The organism is Pedobacter terrae (assembly GCF_900100705.1).
Lineage (GTDB): Bacteria > Bacteroidota > Bacteroidia > Sphingobacteriales > Sphingobacteriaceae > Pedobacter > Pedobacter terrae.
Window position 1 is genome coordinate 334,633 of record NZ_FNCH01000002.1, and the last position, 23,508, is coordinate 358,140.

Annotated in this window: 22 protein-coding genes; 3 read left to right on the forward strand and 19 right to left on the reverse strand. The window is 40.6% G+C overall.

Features of this window, described 5'->3' with window-relative positions:
• From eboE to BLR60_RS04615, 7 genes are all read right to left on the reverse strand, one after another.
• A complete protein-coding gene (gene eboE / locus BLR60_RS04585; RefSeq protein ID WP_090497272.1) occupies nt 1-1,167 on the reverse strand; it encodes a metabolite traffic protein EboE in 1,167 nt (388 codons plus the stop codon).
• A 3-nt stretch (nt 1,168-1,170) separates the two neighbouring features.
• The gene (locus BLR60_RS04590) at nt 1,171-2,334 is read right to left on the reverse strand and encodes a 3-dehydroquinate synthase (RefSeq protein WP_090497274.1); all 1,164 of its coding nucleotides are present in this window, start codon (nt 2,332-2,334) and stop codon (nt 1,171-1,173) included.
• A 24-nt stretch (nt 2,335-2,358) separates the two neighbouring features.
• Nucleotides 2,359-3,240: a UbiA-like protein EboC gene (gene eboC / locus BLR60_RS04595; RefSeq protein ID WP_244155588.1), complete on the reverse strand. Its 882-nt coding sequence runs from the start codon at nt 3,238-3,240 to the stop codon at nt 2,359-2,361.
• A gap of 4 nt (nt 3,241-3,244) precedes the next feature.
• On the reverse strand, nt 3,245-4,189 hold the full coding sequence (locus tag BLR60_RS04600; RefSeq protein ID WP_244155589.1) for a TatD family hydrolase: 945 nt from the start codon (nt 4,187-4,189) through the stop codon (nt 3,245-3,247).
• A gap of 54 nt (nt 4,190-4,243) precedes the next feature.
• Nucleotides 4,244-5,107: an EboA domain-containing protein gene (locus BLR60_RS04605; RefSeq protein ID WP_208600571.1), complete on the reverse strand. Its 864-nt coding sequence runs from the start codon at nt 5,105-5,107 to the stop codon at nt 4,244-4,246.
• Nucleotides 5,108-5,130: 23 nt separating this feature from the next.
• Nucleotides 5,131-5,511 (reverse strand): transmembrane 220 family protein, encoded by a 381-nt coding sequence (locus tag BLR60_RS04610; protein ID WP_090497278.1) that lies wholly within the window; start codon nt 5,509-5,511, stop codon nt 5,131-5,133.
• Between the two features lie 445 nt (nt 5,512-5,956).
• Nucleotides 5,957-6,823 carry a LysR family transcriptional regulator gene (locus tag BLR60_RS04615; protein ID WP_090497397.1) on the reverse strand — a complete coding sequence of 289 codons (867 nt, stop codon included), beginning with the start codon at nt 6,821-6,823 and terminating at the stop codon, nt 5,957-5,959.
• 72 nt (nt 6,824-6,895) lie between these two features.
• On the opposite strand from BLR60_RS04615, the gene BLR60_RS04620 reads away from it, so the two are divergent.
• Genes BLR60_RS04620 through BLR60_RS04630 form a run of 3 tightly spaced genes read left to right on the forward strand, consistent with a single transcriptional unit; the run spans nt 6,896 to nt 9,582 of the window.
• Entirely contained in the window at nt 6,896-7,438 is a 543-nt protein-coding gene (locus tag BLR60_RS04620; protein ID WP_090497280.1) for a GNAT family N-acetyltransferase, read from the forward strand.
• Nucleotides 7,438-8,340: a DMT family transporter gene (locus BLR60_RS04625; RefSeq protein ID WP_090497282.1), complete on the forward strand. Its 903-nt coding sequence runs from the start codon at nt 7,438-7,440 to the stop codon at nt 8,338-8,340. Before BLR60_RS04620 ends, BLR60_RS04625 begins: the two co-directional genes overlap by 1 nt.
• A gap of 42 nt (nt 8,341-8,382) precedes the next feature.
• Entirely contained in the window at nt 8,383-9,582 is a 1,200-nt protein-coding gene (locus BLR60_RS04630) for a winged helix-turn-helix domain-containing protein (protein ID WP_090497284.1), read from the forward strand.
• Between the two features lie 523 nt (nt 9,583-10,105).
• On the opposite strand, the gene BLR60_RS04640 is transcribed toward BLR60_RS04630, so the two are convergent.
• The 12 genes from BLR60_RS04640 to BLR60_RS04695 all read right to left on the reverse strand — a co-directional run bounded on the left by BLR60_RS04640 (nt 10,106) and on the right by BLR60_RS04695 (nt 23,492).
• Nucleotides 10,106-10,927, reverse strand: a complete 822-nt coding sequence (locus BLR60_RS04640; protein WP_090497288.1) for an alpha/beta fold hydrolase — start codon at nt 10,925-10,927, stop codon at nt 10,106-10,108.
• 156 nt (nt 10,928-11,083) lie between these two features.
• Nucleotides 11,084-11,599 carry a DsbA family protein gene (locus BLR60_RS04645; RefSeq protein WP_090497291.1) on the reverse strand — a complete coding sequence of 172 codons (516 nt, stop codon included), beginning with the start codon at nt 11,597-11,599 and terminating at the stop codon, nt 11,084-11,086.
• Between the two features lie 115 nt (nt 11,600-11,714).
• Complete coding sequence (locus BLR60_RS04650) at nt 11,715-12,449, reverse strand: M17 family peptidase N-terminal domain-containing protein (protein ID WP_090497293.1); 735 nt, start codon at nt 12,447-12,449, stop codon at nt 11,715-11,717.
• Between the two features lie 249 nt (nt 12,450-12,698).
• Complete coding sequence (locus tag BLR60_RS04655; protein ID WP_090497295.1) at nt 12,699-13,250, reverse strand: putative antibiotic biosynthesis monooxygenase; 552 nt, start codon at nt 13,248-13,250, stop codon at nt 12,699-12,701.
• A gap of 17 nt (nt 13,251-13,267) precedes the next feature.
• On the reverse strand, nt 13,268-14,326 hold the full coding sequence (locus BLR60_RS04660) for an NADH:flavin oxidoreductase/NADH oxidase (protein ID WP_090497297.1): 1,059 nt from the start codon (nt 14,324-14,326) through the stop codon (nt 13,268-13,270).
• Between the two features lie 12 nt (nt 14,327-14,338).
• Nucleotides 14,339-16,546: an ATP-binding protein gene (locus BLR60_RS04665; RefSeq protein WP_090497300.1), complete on the reverse strand. Its 2,208-nt coding sequence runs from the start codon at nt 16,544-16,546 to the stop codon at nt 14,339-14,341.
• A gap of 75 nt (nt 16,547-16,621) precedes the next feature.
• A complete protein-coding gene (locus BLR60_RS04670) occupies nt 16,622-17,317 on the reverse strand; it encodes a LytR/AlgR family response regulator transcription factor (RefSeq protein ID WP_090497302.1) in 696 nt (231 codons plus the stop codon).
• A 67-nt stretch (nt 17,318-17,384) separates the two neighbouring features.
• Entirely contained in the window at nt 17,385-17,858 is a 474-nt protein-coding gene (locus tag BLR60_RS04675; RefSeq protein ID WP_090497304.1) for a Dps family protein, read from the reverse strand.
• 148 nt (nt 17,859-18,006) lie between these two features.
• The gene (locus BLR60_RS04680) at nt 18,007-18,495 is read right to left on the reverse strand and encodes an acetate and sugar kinases/Hsc70/actin family protein (protein ID WP_090497306.1); all 489 of its coding nucleotides are present in this window, start codon (nt 18,493-18,495) and stop codon (nt 18,007-18,009) included.
• A 226-nt stretch (nt 18,496-18,721) separates the two neighbouring features.
• Entirely contained in the window at nt 18,722-19,891 is a 1,170-nt protein-coding gene (locus BLR60_RS04685) for a glycoside hydrolase family 76 protein (RefSeq protein ID WP_090497308.1), read from the reverse strand.
• 22 nt (nt 19,892-19,913) lie between these two features.
• Nucleotides 19,914-22,268 (reverse strand): GH92 family glycosyl hydrolase, encoded by a 2,355-nt coding sequence (locus tag BLR60_RS04690; protein ID WP_090497310.1) that lies wholly within the window; start codon nt 22,266-22,268, stop codon nt 19,914-19,916.
• Between the two features lie 18 nt (nt 22,269-22,286).
• Nucleotides 22,287-23,492 carry a glycoside hydrolase family 76 protein gene (locus tag BLR60_RS04695; RefSeq protein ID WP_244155590.1) on the reverse strand — a complete coding sequence of 402 codons (1,206 nt, stop codon included), beginning with the start codon at nt 23,490-23,492 and terminating at the stop codon, nt 22,287-22,289.
• Between the last annotated feature and the right edge of the window lie 16 nt (nt 23,493-23,508).

The window sequence follows — 23,508 nt, forward strand, 5'->3', positions numbered from 1 at the left end:
TTATAATAAATTTTTAACCCAGGCCAGTTCCCTGATGATAGAATCGTTTAAAGGTGCTTTTAAAGCAGTGGGCAACACCTCCCAGGTGTAGGTTTCTACTTCTAAATGCGCAGTGAAAGGATTATTTTTTTGCACGTTTAGTACTTCCATTATATCCGATTGTGTAGACTGGATCAAACCCATATCTTCTACAAAAATAGGCACATGAAAATGAGCTCTCCATTCCTCTACCGCCATATTATCGCCTTCTGCCAGTGCTTCTTTCAGATCAGGATAACGGATTAAACTACCATCATTTTTTCTGGCAATTACCTGATGAAGATAAGTTGGTTCATCAAAGCGACTCAATTGATCCAGTACTACATTTCTTTCAGAAACGGATACTGGCAATTTTGCTTTTAATGCGGCACTAATCTGGATTTTTCCAATTTTGATGCCTTTTTCCTGCAATTCGTTAATGATGGCTGTATGTGGTTCATAACCAATGGCGAAATGACAAACATCATAACATAAACGGATATGGTTTTTGATCAGGTTTTCATCCTTTCCGGCAGCTAAAAGTACATTTTCATACCAGTCAATAAATTCTGGACCAGATTCAAGAAAACCATCCGGTTCAGGTTCGATATCCAAATGGATCAGCTTACCACTTCGAACCTGTATCTGCTGTAAAGCTTCCGCTACCTTTATAATATTGGCCGTTGCACTGGTTGTAGCATCTATTCTGGCTTCAGTAGCTGTAAACCAGGGCTTATAACTTAATGGAGAGGTTGAAATGCCACCATCCAGGTCATCAGGCAATAATTGTGAAAGGATTTCGGCCAAACGCAATGTATATTCAACGCGTTCTACCGTTGTCCAATCGGGTGCATGTACCTGATCTTTCACTCTGGTATGGTGAAAACCGCCATAAGGAAACCCATTCATGGTAAAAACATAGCCACCTTCCTGTGTAAGCCACTGTTTAAAAGTTTCCATATGATTTTCCTGCAACAGTTCGATGCTGGCCAGATTGGAAAGCCGCAAGCCAATTCCCATTGGCGCATCTGGTGATAATTGTGCTTTCAATATCGGAAAACTAGACTTTAAGACGGCAAAATGTGCCATCCAGTTTTCGCCCGCATAAATATTGGTACAGAAGGTTAAATGTCCGGAAATTAATTTCATAGCTTAATGTTGAATAACAGTCGTCTGTTTATTTAAAATTTCTGCGGCTTGTTTTAAGATGTCGGCATCAATTTCATGAACTTCCTCACCACTTCCTAAACCGGTAAGCAAGGTAATGGTAAGCTGGCCGCCAAGATGCTCGCGGAATTCTTCCAGTCCATCCAAAATGTGACTATTGCCTTCCGTAACCTGCAACAAAGGGTGCGTGAGTTCAAAGCCAAGCTGCTGGATGAGCGTGATTACCCTTTGTGCATCTTCGGCACTTATTCTGCCAGATAAATTGGAATATACAGTATCTAAGGCAATGCCCATGGCAACAGCCTCGCCATGCCTCACTTCAAAATTCGTCAAATACTCTAATTTATGCGCGCTCCAATGGCCAAAATCCAATGGCCGTGCAGAACCGTTCTCAAAAGGATCGGCACTGCGAATATGCTCCATATGAAGTTTTGCACATTTCCATATCTGATAATTCATGGCTGTGGTATCGCGATTTGCAAGCGCAGTAGCATTCGCTTCCAGCCACTCAAAAAATTCAGCATCTTTAATCAGCGCTACTTTAATTGCTTCAGCAATACCTGAACGCCAATCGCGATCGGATAAAGTACTTAAAAATACCTCATCGTTAAACACAGCAACAGGAGGCGAAAAAGTGCCCAAAAAGTTCTTTTTATTAAAATAATTAATCCCGTTTTTAACACCAACGCCAGAATCGTTCTGCGAAAGTACAGTGCTTGGAATCCTGATGTGTTTAATACCGCGGTGTGCAACCGTAGCCGCATACCCTACCATATCAAGTACTGCCCCGCCGCCAATTGCAGCCACAAATGAATGTCTGTCTATACCATAATTATTAATGGCTTCCAATACCTGATCAAAATATTTCGTATCGTTTTTTACCTGTTCACCTCCTGGGATCACGAGAATGTCCTGAACCAGCTGCGTTTTATTGTGCTTTGAAAAATAGGCTTTAATTTCTGCAATGAGTCCTTTGTGTGCGTTGACTACGCCCTCATCAATTACAAATAAGATTTTCTTTACGGCAGCAGCCGGATTTAGATTAACCAAAAAACTGTCTAATAACTCGTTTTCAGGCAAAAAAAGCGATGAAGTAAAAAAAACATTATAGTGATATTGTACCGTAAAGGATTGATGTAAATGTTCCATAACAATTGCTAAGGTGTGTGAGGGTTAAGTAACTGCAAATAATTTAGAGAGCCAAAGGGATAATGGCAATAAAGCTGCTATGATAAAAGCCAGACCCAAGGCATCGAAAGTGACGGCCCAGGCCGCATCCATTAAAATAAGCGATATTACGCCGGCTTTCACTGCCCCACCGATATTTTTACCAACAGGTTCTTTTATCGCTTTTAAAAGTGGCCTGAAAATCATAACGACAAAAGGTACCAGGAACAGTAGTGACAGTAGCAACCTTTCATTTACAAATGCAAAATAAGCAATAGCACAGATCACTGTCGCATACAGAAAGGCGGCCAAATATAAATTTTTAGTGCTGCCTCCGTGTACTTCGCCACGGCTGGTCATAGTGATGGAGAAAATATAAATGACCGGAATAATAGCCAGATAATGGTTGGTTAGCATTTCAGGCACAATACTCAAACCCAATAACAGGTTAAATCCACGGCATAACCCCATATTTAACGGTCCGAAAAAAGAGTGATGTTTGCCAATTTTATTATAAAGCAAAGCAAAGACAGCCACCAGGAGTGCCAATAATCCGGAGGTTAAACTATTTAAAGCAGCCAAAGCAATTCCGCAAAAAAGCAAGATACTACCGAGTATAGTTGCATGTTGTAGGGAAATTATTCCGCTGGGGATAACCCTTTCCGGACGTTCGACTTTATCCAGATCTGCATCAAAAACATCGTTAAAAACGATTCCTCCACCATATAGGCAGGCTGTTGATGTGACCAATAATACAATAGACAACCATGGGATGGAAGCGCCACTGCTTAAAACCCCGGAAATGGCAATACCTGCCAAAATATCGGCTACTGAAGTAACGATGTTGGCAGGGCGCATCATGCGCAAATAGATAATTATTCTTTTCAATACTTTAACTAATGATGATCGATGATTTATCAGTTCTCGGCTGTTGTCCGCCACGTAAGATGGTATTTCCTTCAAATTTCTTGGTAAGGTCTATCTGAGTGTTAAAATCAGCTTCATCCAGCTGTCCGCTCTGTGCAAAGGCTGTAATTGCATTGCTGTAAGCAACCAGTTCAATATCCTGATCACTTAACCCGCGCATTTTCATTAAAGCAGCCGTTTTTGGTACAGCTAAAGGATCGCTGATGCCCCAATCGGCAGCAGAATTGACCATAATACGCTCCGCACCATATTGTTTTACAATTTCTACCATACGCTCGTTACCCATTTTGGTAAACGGGTAAATGGTGAAAGCAGCCCAAAAACCTCTATCCAATACTTCGTTTACCGTTTCCTCATTATTGTGATCAATAATGATACTATAAGGATCGAGGCCATGTTCCAAAGCAATATCCATGCTGCGCTGGGTACCTTTTTTCTTATCACGATGTGGCGTATGCACCTGTACAGGCAAACCGGCTTCTTTAGCCAGTTCAAGCTGTAAGCGGTAATATTTTTCTTCTGCAGCAGTCTGGTCGTCAAAACCAATCTCGCCAACACCAACCACGCCTTCTTTGTAAATAAAGGAAGGCAGAATTTCCATTACCTGTTCGGCCAGACTTTCGTTATTGGCTTCTCTGGAGTTTAGACCAATGGTGCAATAATGTTTAATGCCAAATTGAGATGACCGGAAGCGTTCCCAACCAATCAGGCTACTGTAGTAATCATTAAAACTATCTAATCCGGTACGTGGCTGCCCCAGCCAAAATGCGGGCTCTATCAAAGCAACTACGCCTGCATCGGCCATTGCCTGGTAATCGTCTGTTGTTCTCGAAGTCATATGCACATGCGGATCGAAGAACTTCATTCCCTTTACCACATCGATATCGAAAGCCTCAGGCGCTCCCATCATTGCTTTATCTCTTTCTATTGAACTGCTACAACACATCTCTTTATCTTAGAATTTTTATTGGTTAAATGAATCCCAGTTTAAGCTTCCATCGGCCAGGGCCAATTTCAGTTCTGGAAAAGTATTGATATAATCTTTTGCCGGCTGATAACCAGATTGCGAAATCGCTAATGCAATGGCACGCTGTTCCATCTGGTTATAATGCTGCAAACCGGTTTTAAGGGTTTCGAAAATTTCGGCATTAATAAATCTACCTACCATACGCCATAGCTGTGGATGCACTTCCCTACCGGCAGCCCAGCGTTCCTGGGCATAATCTACCAGCGTTAAAGCAAGCGGCAAATTGGCGCGTTGATCCAAACCCACGATCAGGTTGATATTTTTCTCTGTAAAAAAAGCTTTTAGCACCAGTTGGTTCCATGCAGCTTCGTCCAGGTTTGCTGCCGGATAAGGATTATTTTCCATAATGGCTTCGAGCACAGAACCAATATTGCTCCTGATCCCTTCAGCACAGCGCTTTACCCAAATTTCGGGATGAGGCAAAAGTGGGAGCGCTGAATATAAAGCTACAGCTTCGTTCACCTCTGCCGACAGAAATAACCTGTTAATGGCTGCAAATAAAAGTTCTTTATCATGCAGATCCAAACCTGCCAATAACCATACGCGACTTAACCTATCTATTGTCCAGTTACGGATATAGCCAAAGCCCGCTGCATGAAGTGCTTCTTGCTGATCTTCGTTAATTGCAACCGGCAATTTGCCAGTTTTACGAGGCAGCATCACAAATACTTTAGCTAACTGCGCTAATTGGTCTGTAGATCGGGTAAAGTTTTCCAGCCACTTTTCGGCCTCCAAACTGATATTGTTTTTAACAACAGCCGCAATAATTTCTTTTACCACCTTTAAATGATCATCTCTCATAAATAAAAAATATCAAATGGTATCTATGCAGTAATACCTGCAGAAACGAAATAATTGATCAATAGTGCGCCTGCAATAATTAAAAGGCCAAAGAATTCCCGCGTTTGTTCGATGTAAGGCTTAGTGGCCTGCATACTCTGCACCAGGCTCTCGCGTCTGTATTTGGTGATCCAATCGCGCACACCATCCTTTGCAAAGAACAGGATCACAGCATAAATTAAATAAAAAGCAGTTAAAAACAGGTAAGCAAAAGGATAAAACCTACCGGATGCAGCTAATCCGCAGCATATTGCGGCACTTAAATAAATAGATACCCACAGAAAAGCGTCGTTATCATTTAAATTTACATAAGCAAAGCCTAAAAACGAGATACAGAAAATAATGTTGAGAATAAGTAAAAGCATTTTAAATTATTTGGTTTAAGAAGCAACTAAATCGATTTTTTTGATTTAGTTGACTGAAAAACAAAGTTATTTAAACTTAATGCTTTTTTTGCTTAAACAATGTAAATTATATACTGCAATAAAATATTTTTTTGATTAAAAATGAATGATAAAGGCTAAATCCAAATGATATCTATCCAGTCAGCGAAGGGAAAATAGCATCAAACAGAATATTGACATGCTCTTTAAAGCGTCGTCACCCTGAATTTATTTCAGGGTCTTTCCTACCTAAAAAGATGCTGACCACAAAGGAGCTATTAGACCTTTAAAAACAACATAAACAGCTAATAAAATAATCCGATAACTATCAGATCAGCATGACGGACCAATCTAATCAGGGATATTTAAATAGTTTTTCACCTCAAACATTAAGCTATCAGAGACCTTATTGATATGGAATTATCTTCTAGTCCTCAAATACAAGCTTCAAAATATTGGCCAGTACAGGATTGTGATCATCGGCCCGCCAGTTGATCAATAAATCAGTTTTAAAAGGCAATGGAATAAAGCGTAAACCAGGGCTTTGATGGTGCATATAAGAGTCGGGCAAAATGGCTATCCCCAAACCTTTCCTCACCAATGCTATAATGGTAGAACCAAATTCGGAATGCAGAAACACATCCGGAATAAAATCATAAGATTTGAATAATGCCTGGATAATTTCGCTATAACTACTCCCCTCATCTTTTGTGGGCAGGATAAATTTTTGCTGTTTTAAGTTTTCTGTAGATAGATCTTCAAATACTTTAAAAGGATGTGTTAAAGGAACAACCAGGGCAAGGTGATCGGAATATATCTTTTTTGCCCTGATCCCCGGCTCGCTGTTGAGATCTCTTGTTATCACGAGATCAATCTTATAGTTTTTTAAAAATTCCAGTTGATTTTCATATAAAACCTGCACCAACTTCATCTGAAGCTGAGGAAATGCCTGTGTAATTTTAGCCAGCATATCGGGCATGATGGAAGCCGAGATAGAATCGGGGTGCGCGATGGTGATGGTTCCACGCTCACCCAAATGAATCTGTTTAGCAAACTGATGGATGTATTCGAGTTCATTTAATTCGACTTCCCATTTTTCTTTTAAAAATTTGCCTGCCCGTGTGAGCTTCACATTACGTTTATTTCGTTCAAAAAGCTGTACACCCAGTTCGTTTTCCAGCGACTGGATCTGGCGACTAAGCGCCGACTGTGTAATGTTAACCTTTTCTGCCGTTTTCCAATAATGAAGCTGTTCTGAAAGGGCCAGAAAAGATTTGATTCGTTGAAGATCCATTAATGCAAAATATGCATTAATAAATGAAATAATAACATTTTTAATCATTTAATAACTTGCTACATTCGTGCCATGAAGCAGATCATCATTGAAAGGGTAACCACTAACGACATCCAAAAATTACAGGAAATCGGGAGAAGCACATTTTTTGAAACTTTTGCCCATGTAAATACAGCCGAAAACATGAGCGATTATTTGGAAAACAGCTTTTCTGATGAGAAATTGAAGTCAGAGTTGAATAATCAATGTTCTCAATTTTATTTTGCACGGTTAGATGGAAACATAGTGGCCTACCTGAAAATCAATTTTGGTGAAGCACAAAACGAGAAAATAGATGACGCACTAGAAATTGAACGCATTTACGTTTTAAAGGTATTTCATGGTAAAAATGTAGCACAAACACTCTATCAAAAAGCCATTGGTATTGCTTACGAAATACAGGCAAAATGCGTATGGCTTGGCGTTTGGGAAGAAAACCACCGGGCTTTAAGGTTTTATCAGAAAAACGGCTTTACAGCCTTTGGTAAACACGCATTCTGGCTTGGCAACGATGAGCAAACAGATCTATTGATGAAAAAAGAATTGGCTAATACCAACGAATTAAAAGTATCTTAATGGAAAAAAGAACCCTTTTTCTAATCTTACTGATTGTTGGTACTGCTTTCTGGGGCATTTCTTTTTCCGTTACCAAATTGGCTATTGGCCACGGTCAGCCACTTTTATTTTTATGCTATCGCTTCCTTTTAGCCGCCATGGTTTTATCAATAATTTTCTGGAAACAGGTAAAGAAACTTAACGCAACTACTATAAAAACCGGTGCCAGCCTGGCGGTGTCACTTGTACTGGGCATTTATCTGCAAACACTGGGCATTACACATACTTCAGCATCGCAATGCTCATTTGTAGCTGGAATAACCGTGGTGATGATTCCCGTAATTAAACTAATGATTTACCGAAAAGCTGCAGCCCTGAAAATATGGATTGCTGCAGGCACAGCGCTTACTGGTCTTTTCGTTATATCGGTTACAGATAAATTGAGTATCGGCATTGGTGATTTATACACCGTAACCGGTGCCTTTTGCTTTGCCATCTATTTAATCCAGGTTGAAAAGGCATCAAAAGCGGGCGATATTGTACCTACCATTGTACCCATGTTCGCTAGTTGTACCCTATTTACTTTTTTACTGGCTTTATTTCAAAACGATACCGTTTGGCTCCCTTTGGCACAAACGTTTTGGTTAGGCATCATCTTCTGTGCGCTATTTTCTACCGCATATATGTATACCATATCTAACATTGCTCAAAAGTACATTAGCGCCGAAAGGGTATCGATCATTTATCTTTTTGAACCTGTTTTTGGAGCCTTTGCAGCACATTTTATACTGGGTGAAGCCATTACCTCCCGCTTATTAATAGGCGGAGGACTTATTTTTACAGCCACACTGATTTCGGAACTGAAATGGAGGATGCCCAACCAGATGGATATAGTAAGCTTATCCAAACAGAAAAAGGGTTAAGCCGATATTTGATGCCTGATAAATGATCGATATCTTAGTACCATGGAAGCTATTGAACTCAGTAAATCGCAGGCACGAAAAATCATTTTACAGGCGGCAGGGCTTTCAAAAAAAGCACAGTTTGGAACTGGAATGGAGGCCGTTTACCGGGTAATCGATCATTTGGGCTATGTACAGTTAGATACCAATTATGTGGTAGAACGTGCCCACCATCATGCCCTGTTTGCACGCGTTCCCGATTATAAAAAAGGCTGGCTTACAATACTTTGTGATCAAGGGGATGTTTTCGAATACTTTACTTCTGACGCAGGTTTTTTACCCATGCACGATTTCCGCTTTTCGTTACCGGTAAAAAAGGCATTTGCAACCCAAGGCAATAGCTTAACAAAAAGAGAATCGGATTTAATGAACCAGATTTTAGATCAGGTTGAACGGGATGGAGCGGTGATGGTTGGCGATTTTGGAAACGACCGAGTAGAAGCCAGTTCGGGCTGGTGGGACTGGCGACCGGCAAAGGTTGCATTGGAAAGACTTTACTTAGCAGGTAAATTGATGATAAGCCGAAACAGTACTTTCCAAAAGGTTTACCACCTGCCATTAGACGTTGTGCCACCTGATACCGACCAAACCATGCCTACAGATGAAGATTATGCGCGTTATGTGATTAAACGCACCCTTGGGGCACTGGGAATTTCTGGTGTAAAAGAAATGGCCTGGCGTGCCCGCCGTGTAAAAGGGAATCTGGTAAAAAAAGAACTGGAAAAGATGCTTCAAACCAGAGAAGTTAAAACGGTGATTGTAGATAGCGTTAAAGGACCATTATATATGCTTTCGGATACAGATGTTCACATTAAAATAGAAGATGAAGTTTTTATTCTGTCGCCTTTTGATATCCTGAATGTATTTCGCGCCCGTTTGAAAGATTTTTTCGACTTCGATTATCAGATTGAATGTTTTGTACCTGCTCCAAAACGAAAATTTGGTTATTTCTCTTTACCGATTTTAGCTGGAGAAAGATTTATTGCCAGAATGGACGCTAAAGCCGACCGTAAAAACAAAACATTGATCGTTCACAACCTCCATTTTGAACCTATTGAAGTTAATGCAACAACTATAGATAAGCTGGTCTATCACTTAAAGGAATTTATTCTGTTCAATAAGTGTAACGATGTAATCTTTAAAAAATCAAACCGTAACGACTTACTTAAATTGATGAGTAAAGCATTTTCTGATGGGTATTAAGTGCTGTAGACTCCTGACAAACAGTTAACCGGGTCGCTTCAAAAACCGAAATCTATACCAATAAATAAACGGCTGTACCAATAATTAAACTAAGCAAAAAGATGGTGGCAAATAATATCGCCGTTAACTTTTCAAATGAATCTAAACTTTCCATAAAAATAAATGAAGTATTAATTAACAGTTTATAAAATCAGATGGAAAATTAAGACAGTTTAGCTAAGGTCATCCCGAGGATGGCGCTGATGAATAAACAAATGAAAAATACATGTAAAATGATTGAAAGTAGCTTTTTAAAAGTTTCCATGTCGAAGAAACGAAATCATGAGCATTTGGTTTTTGAAAATTTTAAAAAATATTCCCGTCATTCCTTTCATCTGAATCACTCAACAGTTAAAAGTGCTGTAAAAAACAAAAGAGTTTGGAAATTCCAAACTCTATGTACCGATCGGCAGGCGTATTTTAAATATTTAACTTGCGTGATTTGGCAAGGGAAACCATTAATCACACGCCAAAACTTTAATCACTAAGACTCAATAAATGCTAAAATATCTTTATTAATGGTTGCTGCTTCGGTTGTAGGCATACCATGAGGGAAACCAGGATAAGTAATCAATTTTCCGTTTTTCAACAATTTGGCAGATTTTACGCCTGCATTTTGGTAAGGAACAATCTGGTCATCTTCGCCATGAAGCACCAAAACGGGGATATCTACAGCTTTTAAATCTTCATTAAAATCAGTTTCAGAAAATGCTTTGATGCCTTCATAATGCGCAACAATTCCGCCCATCATGCCCTGTCTCCACCAGTTTCTTTGTACGCCTTCTTTCACCACTGCACCTTCTCTATTGTATCCATAGAATGGAATAGTTAAATCAATATAAAACTGCTGTCTGTTATTAAGCGTTTGATCTCTGATATCATCAAAAACAGACATTGGCACGCCATCCGGATTGCTTTCACTTTGAACCATTATCGGCGGAACAGCACTAATTAACACTGCTTTTTTTGCCCTGCCATTGGCATATTTGCTCACATAACGAATCACTTCGCCACCGCCTGTAGAATGTCCGATATGAACCACATCTTTCAAATCCAAAAATTCAACCAATTCTGCAGCATCAGCAGCATAAGTTTCAATATTGTGCCCGTAAATATCCTGGCTGGAGCGACCATGGCCTCTCCTGTCATGCGTTACTACGCGGTAACCTTTCTGTAAAAAGAAAATAACCTGCGCATCCCAATCATCTGATGATAAAGGCCATCCGTGGTGAAACATTAAAGTTGGTCCTTTACCCTGGTCTTTGTAAAAAATCTCTGTTCCGTCTTTTAATTTTAGGGTACTCATAATCTTAAGTTTTTAGTTTTTGTAAATTAATTTATTTTGAAGGTTTTTATTTTATTCTTTGTCAAAAGTAGTCTGGTAAAAGTCTATAAATCTTGACCTATGATATAATTGTCTGATTTTATTGAGCTAATTTAAATTTCTTTAGATTTGATTCGGTTATTTTATATCTGCACCAACCAGATGAAATAAGTCCTCAGCACCGCCTTCAAACTTTTTACCATTAACATAGAATGAAGGCGTTCCATTTACTCCGCTTACCACTCCGCTTTCAAAATCTTCATCAATTTTGGCTTTCAATTCTGAACCTTCCAGATCACTTTTGAATTGAGGGATATCCAGTTTCAATTCTTTTGCCAACTCCAACAGTAAATGCTCATTTAAACTCCGCTGATTTTCGTAAATGGCATCATGCATCTCCCAAAATTTATGCTGTAAAGCCGCTGCTTCCGCAGCTAGTGCCGCAGCTCTTGCATATTGATGCATCTCAGATAGCGGAAAATTCCTAAACACGAATTTAATCTGACTTCCGAATTGGTTCATCAATTCTTTAAGAACAGGATAAGCGGCGCCACAATAAGGGCATTGGTAATCTCCATATTCTACGATAACAAGATCGGCATTTAAATTGCCTTGTGCATGGTCAGTATTGCTGACCGCTGGTTTTAGTGACATAGTTATTTTTTTTAGATGTTTCTAAAGCAGATAGAATTCCATCTACACCAGGATTTATGGTCAATGGTGATAGTTGGCTCCATTCCATAATCCCTCCCCTATTGATGAGAAAAATTTAATTATTAAAAGCTGCAATTGCTTTTGTAATCCCTTCACCGGCGGTAACGAAGAAAGCTGGTCCTGCCAGTAAAGTTATTTTCGTTATCGGTTTCAGGTTCGACATCTTTTTACTCTTCAGATAAACCTGGGTCCGGTAGGCATTGATCGCTCCGGTGACACCATATCCCGCAACTTCTGCGGTAGGCGAATCTATTCCAGCATCTTTCAGATCAGATGCAAAGGCATATTCTGTAACGCCCAGGCGCAATGCTTCTTCCATTCCTACCGCTGCAACCTGCTGCATGAGTTCGGGAGTGAATTTGTTCCGGTCGCCCAACCCAATAAGCAGTAATTTCTTTGCGCCAATGGTTCCCGAAGGCGGTGTAATTAATAAATTTTCCAATGAATGTCCTGCAAATTTGCCTGATTTCCTAAGGTCTGTAATGAGGCCATTTAAACTTTTATCCAGATGAACCATTCCGTTTAAGGCTTCTGGCAATGCAGGTGGCGAATTGAAGATATCACCTTCGGTATATTCAAAAACACATGCGATTTGCAATTGGGTGGTTTCGGTTGAAGGTCCCTGCACCATCCCTTCGATGCTAATGCCGTCAACAGTTCCCCAGATTTTCGACGTGTTTACAGCTGCTGTTTGTGTATTTGTTTGTGCAAAAGATAATTGTGGTGCTGTAATGAGCATTGATATATATATACCAATGTAAGCTACTTTTTTAATGGTTCTGGTAATCATAACAAGAGATTTAATGGATGAATAAATTTACTTTTAGACTTTGGTTGATTAAATAGCTTTTTTGTTTTCCTGCTGTAAATCTATTGCAGAATCAGAGCCTTTTACTTTCTAATTCGGTGAACAGGCAAAAAGAATCGTTAGAAATGTAAGATTTTGCTGGCTAAACTCCTCTAAAACAAAAATCACTGCCATACAGCAGTGATTCTTTAGATCGAATGATAAATAAACCGGACTTTAGCTATTATTAACTCATTTAAATAGCCATTTTTTAATCAGCCTGGTGTAGTTGGGCATCACTAGATAAACCATCAGCAAAACAATACAACCAGAGTTTATAAAAGCATCAAAATAGTGGTTAACCGGAATGCCCAGCCACCTTAGAAATGGCTGCAACAAAACCGGAATAATTAGCGATAAGGGATAAATTGCTGACCAGGTAACGAGATATTGCTTCCAGCGAACAGGTACTTTATGACCTTCATTTTCTGCATTGAAAAGAAAATCCAGACCAGATTTTATTTGGTATCTGTCATTTTTTCTGAAGAAAGGACTTGCTTTTTCAATGATCTGTTTTCTGTCGCCTGATTCCATCCAGCTTTTCAGGTTATCAATCGTATCGAAGCGGATAATAACCGTGTAAACAAATGTTAGTTTAGGTATAGGCCTTACGATCTGCAGATCGATAAAACCCTGGGAATGTTTAGTAATGGGTACAATTTCATCCAACCATTTTTCATATTCTTTTTGTTTTCCCTCCAGTATATGGTGGGTAATCACAACAGATGCACCTGGATTTTCCATAGGAGATTTAAAAAAAATTAGAATGCTCTTTTATATTGCCATGGTATTTCGATGTCCATTTCTAATTCTTTTGCAGCATGGAGGGCAAAATAGGGGTCACGCAAATGTTCCCTGGCGATAATAACCAGATCTGCCTGATCATCAACAATAATTTCATTTGCTTGATTGGCATCGGTAATCATGCCGACAGCACCTGTGGCAATCCCTACCTGTTCCTTGATGGCCCTGGCAAAAGGAACCTGATAGCCTGGAAAAACCCTGTCCTTACTAACGTTCGTAAATCCGCCGCCTGATGCGGTAATCAGATCAACGCCATTTTGTTTCAGTATTTTTGAGAGCTCAATGCTGTTTTCCAGGGTCCAGGCTTCCGGCGTTTCCATATAATCTACGGTCGAAATCCTGACCATCAAAGGCATCCCATCCGGAATAACATTTCTGATTTCCTGAACAGTTTCGACCAGGAACCTGATTCTGTTCTCCAAACTTCCACCATACTCATCCTGCCTTTTATTAATTACCGCAGAGTAAAACTGATGAAACAGATAACCGTGACCGGCATGTAATTCTATCGTATCAAAGCCGGCATCAACAGCCCTTAATGCAGCATCAACAAATTCAGTTTTCAGTTCCTGAATTTCTTCAACGGTAAGTTCCTGCGATATTACACCATTTATTTCTGTTGCAGAAGACGACTTTAAGGCCCAGCCTCCTTCTTCGGTTGTTAGCGGTTTCATGCCTTCATTGGGATGTTTTAAACTTCCTTTTGTTCCGGCATGCCACAATTGTATACCAATTTTGGCGCCTTGTTCGTGTACAAAATCCACTATCGTTTTCCAGGCGGTTTGCTGTTCGTCGTTCCAGATCCCAACATCGCTTAAAGTAGCTAATCCCTCCGGAGACACCGCGGTACATTCAGTGATAATTAAACCTGCACCACCAACGGCGCGGCTGCCTAAGTGCACCAAATGCCAGTTACCTGGAACGCCATCTTTTGCGCTATATTGTTGCATGGGAGATAAGGCAATTCTATTTTTTAACGTTAGGTTACGAAAAATTATAGGTGAGAATAAATTCATTTTTATTGTCGTTTATAAATGTTTTAAAAAAATTTTAGCTTCAGCAACTGCAATGGTTAAAATACTTTTTAATTCTTCTAAAACCTGCTGCAATGATGCTTTTTGTTCGGTAGCAGCTTCAAGCACATCCAGTTTTTCTTCTAAGATTGTCAATAATCCCATCATGGCAATGCTGGTTTTAAAATCATGTGCCCTATGGTTTACAGTTACAAAATTATGGCTTTGATAGGCATCCATAATCTCCTGTAAATGAAGGGGTACGTTATCAATAAATTGCCGAGTAACGGTTTTTTCGAAATCTGCATCCCCACCGCTTATGGAATGCATATAAGCAAGATCGAGATACTGAAAGTGGGTGGTAATTTCTACAGCTTTTTTTTCTTTTTGTTGTGTTTCTTTAAGTCCGAATGTGGATATGAGCTTAAATAATTCCTCCTCATTAATCGGCTTAGATAAATATTCATTCATTCCGCGGCTCAGGCATTTTTCTCTTTCTCCTGCCATCGCATGTGCCGTCATTGCGATGATGGGAATGTCTGATTTCAGCACCTCCCGGATGTGCTGCGTGGCTGCATATCCATCCATTTTGGGCATCTGGATATCCATCAGCACCAGATGATAAGTTTGCCCCTTGAGTTGCTCAATTGCCTCCAGCCCATTGGAGACAATATCAAAATCGATATTCCACTGCGATAATAAATGCTGCATCAAACTTTGATTAATGGCATTATCATCGACAACCAGCATCCGTAACGGCGCATTTGATTTATCCTTAAAATACCCGGTATTTACAGCTGGTACTACCGGAAGTTGGTTCTCGGCAATACCGTAGGGAATATAAAAACTAAAAGTCGTCCCCTTCCCTTGTTCGCTGCTTACTTCAATATTTCCGTTTTGTAATAAAATCAGGTTTTTTACGATAGATAAGCCCAGACCGGTTCCACCGTAATTTCTTGTTATCGAATCTTCACCCTGGTTAAATCGTTCAAAAACTTCGTTTAATTTTTCCTTATCAATGCCTATGCCTGTATCAGACACCTTGAAACCAACCGTTGTTTTACCTGCTGTCTGTTCTTTTTTATAAACTTCAATATTGATTCTTCCGTGTTGTGTAAACTTGATGGCATTGCCAATCAGGTTTACCAATATCTGCGTCAATCTGGTGGCATCGCCGATTAATGTATCGGGTATAGCCGGGTCTATTCTGCTAGATATGCTTAAACCCTTTTCGTTTGCGCGTTCTAAAAAAAGTGTTTCCACAGAGTTTATTAATCCATTGATACTGAAAATTCCTGGTGTAATGCGCATCATTCCAGCTTCAATTTTAGAAAGGTCTAAAATGTCGTTGATGATGGCCATCAGATTTTCGCCAGAACGCTGGATCGAAGATACAAATTCAGCTGAAGTCGCATCCAGCGGTCTCTTTTGCAGCAAATTGGTAAAACCTAAAATACCACTTAAAGGCGTTCTGATTTCGTGGCTCATATTGGCCAGAAAATTTTCTTTTGTCTGTGCAGCTACTGATGCTTTCTGTTCGGCAACGGCCAGTTCGTGGATCAGTAAATGTTGCCTGCGAAACTGGCGGACGATATGATATCCAATGATAGCGCCACTTACAACAAGCAACGCCAGTATGGAAACATCGTAAAGCCGGGCCTTTCTACCCATTTCTTCGCTTTGCCTGCTCAGCTTTACCATATTCAGTTGCCGGCTTTCATAAATTTTCGCCGTAATTGATGTGATCTCATTGGAAATTTTTCTCGCCCGTGGATTGGCAATGGAACGCTGATCGTCCATGTTTCCAATCGAATGGAAGCGACGTAAAAGTTGTTCCTTTACTATTTTTTTGTCCAATGTCAGAACGCTTAGCCTCCGGATCAGTGCTTCCTCTATTGTATCAACATTATCTTTTGAAAGTGAATCAAGAAAGTTTTCTATCTGGTCTATCTTTTGTTCTACCCCTTCGAGGTGGCTCGTGTCATTTGTAGCTATGGAGGCCCTTATTCTACTTTCTACCCCTAAGATATCTCTGTCAATCTCCCTTAGGTGGTTGCTGGATCGCAATTCCTTTAAGAGTATGTTGTTATTGTTGATCAATGCCTTTGTATTTTGGGCCGAATTGATTTGCAACACGATCAGGAGGATAGAATCTACAATGAATGTAAACACAATCAGGTAAGCAAAACGTTTATTGCCCATCACTGTAGAAATATTGATCATAAATTAAATATAAATTGATGGCAGGAACACCTCACCTCAAATCATTAGCTGGCCGGCTCCAAAGGAACATGCCAGTTAAAAAACATTCATTCTTGTATTAAGTGTCTTCCGATAGGCATCGGCCACCGGAATAAATTTCCCATTTATTACAACCCCGCCATCCTGCATGGTATCTATTTTACCAAGCGCGATAATATAAGAACGATGCACCCTGATGAAATTGTTTTTCAACAAACGTTCTTCAGCAGCTTTCATCGTACCGTGTATGGCGAACATTTTTTCTGAAGTATAAAACTTCACGTAATCGCCCATTGCTTCGGCATAAAAAATATCATCTATGCTCAATCGTCTCGTAATATTGGAATCTCTAACGAAGATAAACTCTTCCTTTTCAAACTGCACATGTTCTTTCTTACTGTCTAGTATTATCTGTGCTTTACTAACGGCCTGTAAAAACCGGGCCGGCGTAAAGGGCTTTAACAGATAATCAGCAATATTAAGTTCGAAAGCTTCAAGCGCATATTCCTTTTTTGATGACGTAAAAATAATAACGATATCCTTGCTTACGAGGTTTCTGGTCAGTTCTATTCCGGTCATTTCGGGCATCTCAATATCCAGGAATAGGAGATCGACCTGATTGTTCTGCAAATGCTGATAAGCTTCTATGGCATTGGAATATTCATTTACGATGAAGAGATTCGGTATTTGTTTTGCCAAATGGGCCAAAGTAGTTCTCGCGATTTCATTGTCATCAACAATCAGGGCTTTCATGGAATAGTTTATTTATGATTTACACCAAATATAATTATTCCATTTATTTTATTCTTCCCCGATTCGATTATCTGAAGTAAGAGCGGATCATCCAGGCCATTTCCTCATGTGTTTCCATTAGTCCGGTAATAAAATCGCTGGTGCCGTAATCTTTATATTTTTCTGCAAAAGGAACAATATTGCCACGTAAAAACTCAATGATGCTTTCGTGGTCCCTTAAGAGATCTGCCATATAACCCAAACCGTCGTTAGTTCTTTCACTGTATTCTGTAAGGTGAGTAAGTTCTAAATAAGTTTTCACTGTTGCAGGTGCAAAATGACCTATTTTTCGCATGCGCTCAGCTACACTATCAATTACTTCATCCAGCTGTTTGTATTGCGCCTCAAAAAAAATATGGTTGGCATGGAAGTTATCACCGGTTACATTCCAATGTGCATTTCTTGTTTTGGTGTAAAGTACAAACTCATCGGCTAATAATTTTGCCAGTTCAACAGCAACTGCATCTCTGTTTTTTTCGGTAATTCCAATATTGGTTTTCATCTTTTAAAATTTCTAATTTAAGCTGTATTGCTCTCAATTCATATCTAAAGATCAATAAGAATCTAATAAACAGCGCTAAGATTTCGTTGAGCAGGCAAAATCAGTCGTTAAAGATGGGGTTAGCAATGATAGTGCTATAATAATACTATCAAATACTGCAGGCTGCACCAATTAAGGCGGCAGATTCGCCTTGTGCGGAGATGTATACCCGAGCCGGAACAGCGCGAACATCCAGGTAGTAATGCAGCTGGGTCAAAAAAAGCGTCCAGGCATTTGAGATTTTCCCACCCAATACAATGCAGTCAAAACGCTCTTTTTTGTAAATCTGGCTCAGAAAAATTCCCAAATTCATACTGAATTCGCCAAATAACTGGAGCATAGGACTTCCGGCTTCCGCAGTTTCAATTAACTGTTTTACATTGGGTGCATTCAATCCTGAATACTCGGCGTATTTAGCAATAAACCATCTTGGCGAAAAAAAATGCTCACAAATGCTGCCCATAAAGAGATACCGCCAATAATCGGCATCTGTTGCTTTTCCGTTCATCCCTTTTGCAGAACCAAAGCCGGTTCCTAAAATAAAGCCCATGACTTTTTTGTATCCCGGCCCTTTCAGGTAGGAAAATACCCTTGTCATAATCAAATGGTCCGGGCATGGCTATTGCAACTTCCTGAATGTGGTGTTCCGTTTAAAGTTTTGGCGATGACTTTGTATAATATGTGATGGGCTTCCTTTCGAATCAACTTTTGTCCGATGGGTAGATTCAGGCAATAAATCCCCGGTCTCCACATCAACTAAAGCGGCAGAGATGTGAACCGCGGATACCGGCACCAGGAATGAGATGTTTATATATTTTATTGAATTATTTGATATTCAACAATCCGAGTCGCCCATAAAGCTCTGCTATACAGGCTTCATCAAGCAGCCATTTTGGCTTTTCTTTACTTTCTTGATCGGTGGCCCATTTTGCCGTTAAAAACCCATATTGATCTTTGGAAAGTTTCCAGGCGCGGTCCAAATCTGAGGCGATGGCATTAACATAGGTTGGGTTATGGTCTACTTTATATAACGCCTCATATCCCCTGAATAAAACCGTAACAAACCAGGGAAGATCAATCCTAAACCGGAATTCCCCCTTGTTCGGGGTAGAAAAAAATGTGAAGGCATTTTTTGCGATCATCCGGGCTTCATGAAGATAAGTGCGATCGCCTGTAAAGCGATACAAAAGTACGGCCGCTTCCAGCATAGATCCTGTATTGTATGTATAATAAGTAGCATTCTGAGTACCATCCATCTTTATGTCATTGTAATAAATGGCATCAGGATTTCTAAGCCTGGCATGCATCCACTTATAAAATCGTTTGCCCCAATTTAGATAAGCCACTTCATGAGTTGCTTCATAAAGTTTTAGTGCCGCCAGGGTTGCCATTCCATTACTGCAGGCAGGTTTCTGATCCTTGTGACCTTCGAGCCAATAAACGCCGCCCTGCAGGTTTTCATCCCAACCGCTTTCGATGAAACGGAATACTTCTTTGGCCTTTTTGACGTACAGCGGGTCTTTTGTATTGAAGTAGGCTTCGAGGTAATCAATGCACACCAATGCATTATCATCATAGTACCGGTCTGCTTTTTCCAGTGCTACCGGATATGCCTGATAACCTGACGGAATGCGTACTGTATCCCGATAGGCCAAAACGCCGATCACCAGTGAATCCAGATACTGGTTATATTTATCCTTTAGATCTGGATATTTAACCAATACATTGGCGGCAGAGAACATTCCTGAAAAAGGCCATAAGAAACTAACCTTTTTTTCGTGTAAAACAGCACCCTGAAAATAATCGAGATTTACCTGTTTACCTGATGGATAATGTTCGCTAAAGAGCCCTAGGAAACTATCTATACGATAGTGTGTCCAGATTTTAGTGAACATCTCTTCGGCCCGGGCTTTGTATATGTTTTTTAAGACGGGTGTTTGAGCATAGGCACTACCACAGAAAAGCAATACCAGGATGCAGGTGATCTTTTTCATATATTTTATCACTCACCGCGGTTTACTGAACTGATGGGGGCGGCAGTTTTACTCCCCAGTTTTTATTGGGTTTACTTCCCATTTTAAGGGTAAGCGTTCCCCCCTGCATCAGTTGATCACGATACAGCCAGGCCTGGTTAAGTACCTTTCCATTCCAGGAAGCAGATTGTACGAAAACATTTTCATTTGAGTTGTTTTCAGCTTTTATGGTCAGCAATTTCCCGTTGCCCAGTGTAATGATTGACTGGTCAAAAACAGGACTTCCAATCTGAAGGGTTGGCCTGAAATCCGTCAATCCCTTTACATCAAAGAGTCCGAGCGATGACATGACATACCAGGAACCCAACTGGCCCTGATCTTCGTCCTGACCATAACCGTAACCGTGGATGCTTTCCGTTCCATAAAACTCATCACATATGGCCCTCGTCCATTTTTGAGTAAGCCAGGGCGATGAAGAGTAGTTAAATAGCCAGCTGATGTGCAGGTTGGGTTGATTGCCATGATTGTAAAGAGACTGTATGCCTGCAAATGCGTCTATGGTTTTGCCGCCACCAAAAGCATTTTTCCTGGAGGTTTCGAAAATTTCATTCAGCCTGTTATTAAAGGTTTTTTCTCCGATCTCATTGATCAGGGATTTAGGGTTTTGCGGCACATAAAAAGTATATTGTGTGGCATTGCCTTCCTGAAAGCCCCGCCACGCTTCTAAAGGATCAAACTTGTTGATAAACGTGCCATCTTCCATTTTAGGACGCACAAGCTTTAACGTTTTATCGAATATATTTTTCCAACCATCTGACAGTTGGATCATTTTCTGATAATCTGCTGTTTTACCCAACCTTTTGGCAAATTGCGCTGCAGCGAAGGCGCTGTAACTATATTCAAGCGTATGCGAACCGGAAAAATGAGACCCGGTCGAATCTGTTTTGTCGGCATCTAAATAGGGTACGTAACCTTTCGTTATAAAACTTTTGGTATCCATTTTGCCCGAACCTACCAGGCGATTTTGATAACCGAGTTCATTTCCCTTTACGGCTTCATAAGCTAAATTCAAATCATAATCACGAATGCCAGCCTGATAAGCCCCCGCGATGGCCAAGCCCACGAAATTGGTACCCACGCCGGAAACAAAATTGCTGTTGGCTATTCCATCACCAAACCAGCCACGTTCTTTATAAATTTCCAGCTGGGTGTGCACAAAATCACTGTAATGGGTAGGATAAGAAAGTGCCCATAGTTGGGTAATGTTCCAGAAACCTCCCCATATGGCATCGGTGTTCATAAAATTATAGCTGAATTTCCCCTTTGCATCTTTAGGCAGCTGACCGATGGTACCATCATGTCTTGGAAAATTTCCATTCACATCGCTGGCGATTCCCCGCCCCAAAAGCGCATGATAAAGGCCGGTATAAAATTTTGTTTTAGCCGCAACATTTTTGGTTGATACCTTGAGTTTATTCAGTGCAATACTCCATTCGCGCTGAGCAGCCGCTTTTGCCGTAGCAAAAGCCAGGTGCTCGGCTTCAGTTTTTAGGTTAAGCTTTGCATTGGCAACGGAGGTATAAGAAAGGCCAACCTTGATTTCGATGCTTTCCTTTTCTGCCGTTTTATAGCCTAAATATAAACCTGCACCGATTCCTTTCGATGATCTTTGATTCGCTACTGCGGCATCTTTAGCCAAAGCGCCCACTGTAAATGGCTTTTTATTGAGTTCCCCAAAAAAGTACATGGCAACGCGCCCGCCCTCATCATAGGTTTTAACATATTTAGGATAGGTAATTACATAGCCTTGAAAATGGGTATCATCAATCATTTCTACCGAAGCGTCTGTTACCGGCCCACTTTCGCCCTGAACATTTCCTATCGACAGGATGATTCTTGAACTGTCTGATTTTGGAAAGGTATATCGATGAAACCCCACACGCTTTGTAGCCGTAAGTTCGGCTTTAATCTTAAAATCGTCCAAAATTACTGAATAGTACCCTGGTGATGCAAATTCATTTTCCCTCGAAAAGCCTGAACGATAACCGCTTCCGGGCTTCTCAAGTGCTCCTGGAACGGTTTTCAATCTACCAGCTGTTGGCATAAAGCTGATCCCGCCAACCTGCCACTCATGAAAATGCACAAAGCCCTCTATTGACGTGTGCCGGGTATCATAACCAACGGCCTCCCAGCCTTGCAGGTTTCCGTAACTGCCATTGGTAGACGGTGCAAGTTTTGCCATTCCATAAGGTACTGCTGCGGGGGTATAAAAAAACCACCTGCTGTGTGCGGTACCGATATTAGGATTCACAAATTTCAGCACATCCTGTGCATAGGAAATAGCATGAAAAAAAATTAAAACCAGGAGAATGGATAGCGATTTAAGGCCTGTTTTCATAAAATTGAGGATCTGTTATTAAAATTTTGATAGCATTGCTTGTAGTCTTTGCATCCAGGCCTGATCTACAGTTTCCATTTCCGTAGAACGGTTCTGGCCATCAAAGCCTGCAAAGAAATAATAGCCCAATGTAGTTGAATTTCGATTGGCAATATTTAGCCGGTTGATATTTTCTCTGGCATATACCAGCCAGGCTTCATTTTTGTCGGCTTCATAAAGTCTGATCATGGCTTGAGAGCCCCAGGCACACCACGCCGGGTTGATCCTGGTTTCTGCGGTATTGAAGACATAACCTTTGTATAGTGCGTTCCAGAGCGTATTATTCATGGCTTTTCCCAAATTTTGGGCTTTGGTTAGATAAGAAGGGTCGTTGAAAACCTTACTATAAATCAGAAAAGCTTCTATCATTATGGCATTATCATAGGTAAATTTTTCGTTGTGTTTTAAGCCTTCACCGGCACCATCTATCTTCCAGATGTAAAGGCCGGTATTTGCATCGAACATTTTTGCACTCAGCCAGGCATCAACCTGCCTTGCCCAGTCTCTGTAGATGGATTCTCCGGTTAAACCATACAGCTTAGCGAACAATTGGAGGGTTAATCCATTGGTTTGCGTAGGCTTTTCAGGTTTCTGGGTGTTCCAGTAAAAGCCTCCGCCGTAAGCGTTATCCCAAAGACCACTGTTAATCAACCAGTCAGCACAGGCTTTAGCCTTCGCCAGGTAAGCCTGTTTATCGGCACCTGTTGTTACCTCATAAGCCTCCAGGTATACCATTCCGCTCAATGCATTATCATCCACATATTTATCTCCGCCCGCGCCGCTGCCATCAAGGTTAACTGATGCGAAATACCCGCCCCGCAGGTCTTTCTTATCCCACATGTTGTCCATGAATTTGAATGTATTGTTCATATACACCAAATAACCCGTTTCTCCTGCAGCAACCATGGCGACATCGGCATAAATCTGGCTTACGTTATACCACTCAAAACAATTCGAAGATTTTGATGTGGTGTTGGCCCGGTACCCGTAACTGGCGGTAAGCAGGTTATTTACTGTAAAATTGTGGGTATCCTTTGCCTGCTGAAGGTAATTGACCGCTGCGCCCGGAACTACCGGAGGCACTACAGGCGGTGGAGGAACTGGTGCCGGCGCAGGTTCTTTTTTACATGAAAATGCGAAAAAGAGGGCGAGCATAAATACGGTATATCTGAATATTGCTTTCATAAAAACAGGTTTAAAA